We start from the raw sequence: 527 nt of genomic DNA, 5'->3' as shown, positions 1-527 counted from the left end.
CGTTTCATGTGGATTTGGCTTCATCCAGCATGCGCCCCACGGGGCTGCCGATCAGGTAGATCATCGCAATGAAATTGCTTTCGTTTCGGTAGCCGCGAGCGCGAGATCTGGCAGCCTGAAAGAGGCCATTCATGCCTTCCAGGCGTGCGTTCGTCAGGCCTGAACACCAGCGCCTCACAACCTGGTCGGCATGTCGCTCCAACGTATTGAGTGCTTTTGCCATTGGCTTGAGAAGCGTGTGGCCGGCGACTGCCTCACGCATCACATTGAGGTAATTCGTGATGCGCCAACGAGCCCCGCGCGCTGTCGGTGCGCGACGAATCCACCTCAGCTTTTCCTTGATGATCCATGCATTCGCGGTAGCCCCTTGGTCAGCAACCAGCTCCCGGAGGGCGACCATCTGCTTTTCCGTCAGGTTGTGGTTATCCATGCTTTTCAGCACTGCCCAGCGCAGGGCCTTGGGATGGGTTTTTTCTCGACGTTCCCGCTTACGCACTTCATCCAACGCCTTGGTGAACGTCTGCACG

General features: G+C 57.7%; 1 protein-coding gene. It reads right to left on the bottom strand.

All coding sequences use genetic code 11. The annotated features are described in order from the left end of the window. Positions 1–4 precede the first annotated feature (4 nt). The coding region (locus tag MKZ40_RS16850) for a transposase (protein WP_282627976.1) at positions 5–527 on the bottom strand (523 nt) is incomplete at its 5' end.

Origin of the sequence: Cobetia sp. BMC6, from assembly GCF_029991385.1 — a bacterium.
In the GTDB taxonomy this organism is placed as follows: Bacteria; Pseudomonadota; Gammaproteobacteria; order Pseudomonadales; family Halomonadaceae; genus Cobetia.
Note: the sequence above shows the minus strand (reverse complement) of the source record. Positions and strands in the feature narration are given on the sequence as shown.